Here is a 6,237-nt window from a genome sequence, read left to right as displayed (position 1 = left end):
GAGGGCGATTTGCAAGAAAAATATCTACAGAATATTCATTACAAATCAGCTTAAACTGGTCCTAAGGATAGGGTACTCCGCAAGTGATTGTTGAGTACGACCGTTTCTTACATCAACACAATTTGCATATCAATACAATCTTTACTCACCACAAACAAATCAGGCGCTATATCAATTTGGCCATTAAATTGGATATGTTTGATAGCAATAAGAATCCTTATAAAAAATTTAGTCCGAAACAGGTCAAAACAGAACGAACCGTTTTGACTCAAGGAGAAGTGACACAGCTGGAGCAGCTCTCTTTTTCTAAAGATGAATTTTATCTGGAGTTGATTCGAGATATGTTTTTATTTTCTTGTTATACAGGTTTGCGCTTTGCAGATGTGCGCTCGGTCAAATGGGAAAACATTGAGCAGAATGAAAAAGGTGGCTATGTCTTAAAGATTATGGCACAAAAAACAGGCAAACAATTGATCTTGCCTTTGTACAAACTCTATGGGGATAAACCCACAAATATTGTCGAAAAATATTCCTTTGGTGCAATGGCTCCTAGTACCCATCTATTTTATGAGTACAGTAACCAGTACTATAATAGAACATTGAAAGTCTTGGCAGAACGGGCTGATATTCACAAGGCGCTCACAAGTCATGTAGCTCGACATACTTTTGCGACGCATTTGGCTGGTAAGGTGCCGATTCATATTTTAAAGGCAATGCTGCAGCATTCGGATTTGGCTACTACTATGATTTATGTGCATCTCTCGAATAATTTGATTAATGATGCTTTGGATGGGGTGGATTGGTAGTATAATTGTACAGGCAGTGAAATGATTCTTTTTACTGCCTTTTTATATTTGTTTTCGATGTTTTGTATGAAGAATTGTTATAGATAGTTTTTAGAAATTAAAAGCGCTAGTAGCTCCTCCCATATCCAAAGTTTCATCTTTATGAGTTATAAACCCCAAACCATGCTCTTCGTCCCAAGCACAATAAAATTGATAACCTACATAAGCTATTCCATCTTTTATTTCAGGTCTAAAATAAATTGTAGATAAACCAATTAGATTAGAGAATTCATCAATATGGTTTATTGATGGCATTAATTTTTTAAAATTACTTCCAAGAAAGTCTCTATAGTCTTCTCTTTGATAAGGGTATTCATTCAGCAAGAAATCTAGCATATCTCTTTGGATACTATTTTGATTTTTTATAATGTATCCATAGGTACTAGAGAATTTTTGCATAATATTTTTTATTGTATCTCCTTCACTATTTACAAAGATTATATCAATTTCTTTGGGACCATTTAGAAAATTATTCCAAGCTTTTAAATTTACGGTAGCTCCAAAATAACCAAATTCTCCTTCTGTTAAATTTTCTATTGTCATAATTTTATTTTCATTTTTCTTTTGAATAAATTTTTACAGTAATTATATAGGTTACTTCGATAGTATTTTCCTTTAATGCTTATACTATTAATATTTCGGATACATACTTTGGTGTGATTGACTTCTAATATATAAGATTCTGATATAGTGCCTGGCTTTATCAATAAGCAAAATTCCTTAGCGTTTTTTACTTTATTTTTCAATGCCAATTTTTGAACCTTACGTGAAATGAAGAGGGTATCGGTATTTATAAATAAATCTTCATTTATTTTAATCATTTCAACTCCTATTTTTCTTTCCTCTCTTTTAATAATTCTAAAGTTGGTATTGGTTGAAAGTATACATTTAGTCGTTTTCGGTAGGCAACATGATTGTCCTAAACTCAAAAGAGTAAATAATAGGGTTGTATATAGTAAGAGTTGTTTCATATTATGAGTCTTCTAACACCAATATTGAATTGAATGTTAGATTTCATGATTTTTTACTAAGATGGACATTATTCTCTCAATGTTTTGATCTGCTATTATTATAAACTCTCTATTGTTTTTTTTATTAAATTCATTTTTTTCAGTTTTGATAAAAATCCTGCCAGTATGCGGGTAATTTCCCATACCCCACTTTTTTTTCTTTGTATAATCGACTCTTTTGATTTTATTTTTATGAATGACAAAATTCTCTTTATTTAATCTCATAAATTGCTGTGGGGACATTTTTTCAAAGAAGAAGCGTGAATATTTATTTTCCTCTTTAGAATTGACATAAGCTTTGGGTTCTAATCTTAATAAGGGGTGGATTGCCAAGTTTTGGTCATAAAAGGAAATGCCAGTGTATTCAGATGTAAAACCTTTAACTTTTGCTGCAAAAATATACTTTGGAGTTATCCAGACTTTTAAAATTCTGTTTCCAATGATATTTATGTACTCCATTGCATAGAAAATATCAATTTTATCATTCATGAGTTTGTATGTTGATAGTTCTGTTTTTTAATCTATATGTTTAAAATCTAAAAGCATTAAGAGTTCAGAAATTATTGCTTGTAAAATTTGCGCTTGGATGGCTTTCTCTATTCGAATACTGCATTTGTCGAATGATTGTTCCTTCGTCACAACTGACAAATGCGGACGTATTCTTCATAGAAGCCATTTTCCAAGCTCCAATATGCCCCTTCAAAGCAGGGGGTAAGCCCTTTTTTGGAGTAGATTCTGTTTTTAATTTTTAAAAAGTAAAATCTGTACGGTTTTATATTTTGCTTTTATACATAATATCTGTTCTAAGAACATACTTTAATCCTTTAGTGATAATGTTTCCAGAGTGTACTCTTTCATGTTTAAATATAATAGCAGTTCCAGTTTTAGGCTGGATTTTTAATTTAGTAAACTCTGTTTCGCCTCCAATCATTTCTTCATTTAGATAAATAATCAATGTGTATTCACTCCGTTCATTTGTATTTCGTATGTATGCTCCGTCTCGATGTCTTTTAAATTCTTGACCAGGAGAGTATTTATAAAATCGAAATCTTTCATTTAGACCACAAGCTTTAGCATATTTAGTTTCAGAAACAACGAAAATTTTAATTTTTTCCCAAAGTTGATTTGCTAAATCAAGACTGTTGTAAATAACTCGTTCATTATTTCGAATTCCTGTATTTACTACTTGACTTCTAAAACCCATATTGATTTTAGCGACTTCATATCCCTTTTTTTCACTGAACTCAATCCAATGATTACATTCTTCTTTTGATAAGAAATTTTCAATTTCAAATACTTCGTCAGAGAGTCGTTTTACTTTCATAATAAGCTATTCTTTAAACTAGATTTAAGAGTACTATTTTCATAAAACATTTTAAGTAAAAATAGTTTCCAGATGATAGTATTTAAAAGGGGTTTATGGTCTATAGTAGACTTATAAATAATTCCCTGTAAAGCCTTCTAGTAAAAAACAGCAGCAAAGAATCAATTCCTTGCTGCTGTTTTCATTTTTTTGAAGACCGTTTCAATTTTACAAGTCGTTCAATCTTTTGGTTAGCAATCTTGTTTTCTGTCTGTTTGATGCGTGTGTCAAGCTCAGATAGTTGTTGTAACAACGCATCTTTTAGTTTTAGATTTGTTTTCATTAAGTAATTGTACAGGATTTAGCTGATTAGTTAAACCATACAATAAGGGACTTAATACAACGAATCAGACAACAAAAAGATTCATATTTAAAGTAAAAAATTATTAAAAATTAAAACGCTACAACGCTTTATTTATAATGGTTACAGCCTTTCTTGAGTTAGTTTATTCTTATTCAGTTAGTAGATTATTAACATCTTTATAATAACTATTTTGAAGATGTATTTTGAAACACAATCATCTGTCATATTACTAACTTTAATTCTTAATAAGTTTCCCCAATATCTTTAACCCATCCCATGAGCAACTTCTATCATAAAATGTTATCATCTTATTTTTTTGAACAAAAATGATTTTAACAGAGGACATACACAATCCAAAAGGAATTTCTAAGCAGCTTTCTTCAAGCTCTTTTAATCTTGCTTCAAATTCAAGCTTTGGTATTTTTGATATAGAGGTCGTAGATTTCTCATAAAACTTAGATTTCATTTCAATAAGACAAGAATCTTCAAGCGAGTATATTTTATATTTTGAATAACCGACATATGCAATATCTCCTATTATTTCAGATAAAATAAACAAAGTATCTGATTCCCATTCCCTTAAAAAAGATTCATCATATTCATCATAATTGCTTTCATATAGGTCTTCTATATTCACGACTCCTCCTTCTTGATTTTGAGTCGTATCTATTTTAAAATCATTAAAATATTCAACCTGATAATGGTTTGTTACGTTATGGGGGGGATTTAGAATATTAATAGAATCAGATAATACAAAAGTAGTATCAAATTTAGTATTCAACCCTATATAGGAAATGTCGATTTGGTCTCTTTCTACTTGATCAAGTAGAAAATAATGTTCTAGTTTTTTGTGATCCCATGTAAAATCCTCAGAAGAAACTATAACTTTTTCTTCTCCCAGTGAAATTTCAACTCTTTCCCAAAGAAATGATGGAGTAAATAAAATTTTAACTTTACTTGCTTTGGAGAGAGTATTTGGAGATTTTGTTTCCAAACAAGCAAAAGTAGTATAAAATACAAGTGCAAGCGATAGGAAATAAAACGCAAGTTTTCTCATTAGTTTTCAGGTTTATCTTTCATTTGATTGCCTAGATCTTACTGACACCATTGCATCAAATATATTTCTAATCCTCGTCTGGTAGTGCTTCTACTATTTTTCTGATCCGATCTAATTCTTCAGCTAGTCCATTAACTTCTTTTCTAAGCATCGTATTTTCTCTTTCTAAACTATCTGCCAAGCGATCCAAGTATTCTTTACTCATTGGATTTTCATCCACAAACATTTCTCCCTTTCCTGAAATTAACCAATTTAAATTAACAGTAGGGTATTTCTCTAGTAGAGGAACAAATAACTTTGAGCTTGGCAAAGTTGCACCGCTCAATGTTTTTGCAATTGTAGGTTGTGAAATATTAAGCTCTTTTGCCAATTGATTAGCATTTACCTTAAGCTCTTCTAATAATTGTTTAAATCGCTGATTGATAGCCATTTTGGGATATTGAAAGATTTTTAAGTATAATTTTAAGAATAATTTTATACTTTTTGTTTGACTTTTTTAAATAATAATTATATGTTTGTATTAAGAAATAGCTACAGATATTAATACAAATAAAAAAACATTACGATTAAAAATATATTCGACTCAAATAATTAAAACTCTATTCAAGGTTTTAAATATACCTTTTATCATTTACCATGTAGACCAATGTAAACAAATGTAGACGAAAATCCGAGAATCGAACCTAAAAAAATAACATTTCATACTAGGATGAATGGTTTTGGGCGTACCGAGTGGTATTGTTGAGATTTTATGAGGATGGAGGATCAACAACTAGAAGGCGACTTCTAGCGTCCAACAAAACAAATAAATTTTAATGTATTAGCTCCTTTGTTTGTGAACTCAGCAAATGTTAAAGCGAGTTGATGCTTTCACTTATTTTATTCATGTGGCTTGTCACTGCTTTTAAGCGGTAGGGCGAAGCCATGCCCAAACAACAAATTTTATGACCGATTTTGAAACACCAACTTTTTGTCAATTCCTAAGACAAAACCTTTCGATTGACCAATACGAAGCACTAAACACAACTTTAGGCATTAGCCAAAACAAGCTTACTCGCTTGCTCAAAACGCCAGCCAATACGCCTTATGAGGTGGTATTAAAACTGGAAAAACTATTAGAAATAAAAGCCATTGAATTGGTCGAACAATTCGAGTTAGGCATAGATAGAATAACGATTCGACAGCATTCAGAAATACAATAAATAATTATTTAAAATCCAACAGGATTCATCCTAAAAATACAAATATGGAGGATCAAAACAGTAGAGTAGATAAAATGGATGAGAAACTTGAAAAAATTTATCTACTACAGCTTATCGAAACGAAAGACTTCTTAAACACAGAGGAAACGGCATATTTCCTAGGTTTCAAACCTAGAACAATAAGAAAGCTTGCGGACGAGGGCAAACTAGATGGATTCAAATACAAAAAAACAGGCTATTTGTTTTTTGAAAAAGAATCCCTCAAAGCTTATCAGCGAAACAATTTAAGACATGTTTCATCTTTTGATTAAGCATGTTAAAACAGAATAGGGTGAGCTACAGCTCCGCCCTATTCAAAAATTTTGACAACAAGAAACGATCAGGCGGGGAAGATTGTCTATCCGCAGCAATCAAAGGAGTTCGACTCTCCTTCTGGTCACAGGGTAGCAAGTTTTT

At 31.1% G+C, this 6,237-nt stretch carries 8 protein-coding genes; 3 read left to right on the top strand and 5 right to left on the bottom strand.

Translation table 11 applies throughout. The features are described from left to right. Nucleotides 1-83: 83 nt before the first annotated feature. Complete coding sequence (locus tag CG11_RS28455; RefSeq protein ID WP_052600311.1) at nucleotides 84-806, top strand: site-specific integrase; 723 nt, start codon at nucleotides 84-86, stop codon at nucleotides 804-806. 90 nt (nucleotides 807-896) lie between these two features. On the opposite strand, the gene CG11_RS28450 is transcribed toward CG11_RS28455, so the two are convergent. From CG11_RS28450 to CG11_RS28425, 5 genes are all read right to left on the bottom strand, one after another. Next, on the bottom strand, nucleotides 897-1,388 hold the full coding sequence (locus CG11_RS28450) for a hypothetical protein (RefSeq protein ID WP_052600310.1): 492 nt from the start codon (nucleotides 1,386-1,388) through the stop codon (nucleotides 897-899). A gap of 464 nt (nucleotides 1,389-1,852) precedes the next feature. Further along, nucleotides 1,853-2,344 carry a hypothetical protein gene (locus tag CG11_RS28440; protein ID WP_052600308.1) on the bottom strand — a complete coding sequence of 164 codons (492 nt, stop codon included), beginning with the start codon at nucleotides 2,342-2,344 and terminating at the stop codon, nucleotides 1,853-1,855. Nucleotides 2,345-2,627: 283 nt separating this feature from the next. Next, entirely contained in the window at nucleotides 2,628-3,179 is a 552-nt protein-coding gene (locus tag CG11_RS28435) for a 2OG-Fe(II) oxygenase (protein ID WP_052600307.1), read from the bottom strand. Between the two features lie 578 nt (nucleotides 3,180-3,757). Further along, entirely contained in the window at nucleotides 3,758-4,579 is an 822-nt protein-coding gene (locus CG11_RS28430) for a hypothetical protein (protein ID WP_052600306.1), read from the bottom strand. 67 nt (nucleotides 4,580-4,646) lie between these two features. Beyond that, nucleotides 4,647-5,009, bottom strand: a complete 363-nt coding sequence (locus CG11_RS28425) for a helix-turn-helix domain-containing protein (protein WP_052600305.1) — start codon at nucleotides 5,007-5,009, stop codon at nucleotides 4,647-4,649. A 514-nt stretch (nucleotides 5,010-5,523) separates the two neighbouring features. On the opposite strand from CG11_RS28425, the gene CG11_RS28420 reads away from it, so the two are divergent. Both CG11_RS28420 and CG11_RS28415 read left to right on the top strand, forming a co-directional pair. Next, nucleotides 5,524-5,781 carry a hypothetical protein gene (locus CG11_RS28420; protein ID WP_052600304.1) on the top strand — a complete coding sequence of 86 codons (258 nt, stop codon included), beginning with the start codon at nucleotides 5,524-5,526 and terminating at the stop codon, nucleotides 5,779-5,781. A gap of 44 nt (nucleotides 5,782-5,825) precedes the next feature. Beyond that, complete coding sequence (locus CG11_RS28415; protein ID WP_052600303.1) at nucleotides 5,826-6,092, top strand: helix-turn-helix domain-containing protein; 267 nt, start codon at nucleotides 5,826-5,828, stop codon at nucleotides 6,090-6,092. The last annotated feature ends 145 nt before the right edge of the window (nucleotides 6,093-6,237 follow it).

The sequence above is a fragment of the Aureispira sp. CCB-QB1 genome, from assembly GCF_000724545.1.
In the GTDB taxonomy this organism is placed as follows: domain Bacteria; phylum Bacteroidota; class Bacteroidia; order Chitinophagales; family Saprospiraceae; genus Aureispira.
Note: the sequence above shows the minus strand (reverse complement) of the source record. Positions and strands in the feature narration are given on the sequence as shown.